The organism is Nonomuraea maritima, from assembly GCF_900100395.1.
GTDB classification, from domain to species: Bacteria; Actinomycetota; Actinomycetes; order Streptosporangiales; family Streptosporangiaceae; genus Nonomuraea; species Nonomuraea maritima.
Genome location: NZ_FNFB01000082.1, coordinates 1 through 1,297, shown reverse-complemented (window position 1 = coordinate 1,297; position 1,297 = coordinate 1). Strand labels below are relative to the sequence as shown.

The 1,297-nt window shown below is 68.5% G+C and carries 1 protein-coding gene; it reads left to right on the top strand.

Translation table 11 applies throughout. The annotated features are described in order from the left end of the window. Positions 1-262: 262 nt before the first annotated feature. The coding region (locus BLR04_RS39420) for an IS110 family RNA-guided transposase (RefSeq protein WP_176903579.1) at positions 263-1,297 on the top strand (1,035 nt) is incomplete at its 3' end.

The window sequence follows — 1,297 nt, the reverse complement described above, 5'->3', positions numbered from 1 at the left end:
CTGACAGTGATGATGTAGATGAGCGTCTCCCGCCAGGGTCTGACCCAGCGACTGACTGACCTTGGGTCCTCAACGGGATCTGTCGGCCCTGGCCGGGAGGCGCTCATCTGCACTCACCGGACGTGGCGCCCGTGACTTCATAGGAGCCTGGCCAGAGGCCCCATCACTGTCTTGTCCGCGTTGCCCGGCTGGTGCGTGCCGCCCTGCCCCCGGTCAAGACGACAGGACGACGATGACTTCCATTACACCCGAAAACCCGCCGATGCCAGAAGTCGCCGGCGGCGTGGACACTCACCAGGACACCCACACCGCAGCGATGATCGACTCGGTCGGCCGGGTCCTGGGGACCGAGCAGTTCCCCGCCACGGCAGCCGGATACACCGCCCTGCTGACCTGGATGCGCACCTTCGGGCAGCTGACACGCGTCGGGATCGAAGGCACCGGCGCCTACGGAGCCGGCCTCACCCGCCTGCTGCAGGCCGAACAGATCGACGTCATCGAGATCGACCGGCCCGACCGCAAGACCCGCCGCTTCCAGGGCAAGTCCGACCCGATCGACGCCATCGCCGCCGCCAAGGCCGCGCTCGCCGGCAACCGGACCAGCACCCCCAAGCAGCGAGACGGCCGCATCGAGGCGCTGCGGAACCTGCGCATCGCCCGGCGCAGCGCCATCGACCAGCGCGCCGACACCCAACGCCGCCTCAAAGCCCTGATCGTGACTGCCCCCGACGACCTGCGCGAACGCCTGCGCGGCCTGTCGATCACCAAACTGATCAGCACCTGCGCCGCCCTGACCCCCGACCGCGACGACGCCGCCAGCCCAGCCACCGCCGCCCAGATCGCCCTACGCTGTCTGGCCCGCCGCCACCAGCAGCTGTCCACCGAGATCGCCGACCTCGACGCGCTCCTGGAACCGTTGGTGACCGCGATCAACCCCCGCCTGGCCGCCGTCCACGGCGTCGGCACCGACACCGCCGGACAGCTGCTGGTCACCGTCGGCGAAAACCACGACCGGCTGCACAGCGAAGCCGCTTTCGCCATGCTGTGCGGCGTCTCCCCGATCCCCGCCTCCTCCGGCAAGACCACCCGGCACCGCCTCAACCGCGGCGGCGACCGCCAAGCCAACGCCGCGCTCTACCGCGTGGTCCTATGCCGTCTGCGCTGGGATCCACGCACCCGCGCCTACATGGAACGACGCACCCAAGACGGCCTGTCCAAGAAAGAGATCATCCGCTGCCTGAAGCGCTACATAGCCCGCGAACTCTACCGAATCATCACATCAAACGATCAAGAACAC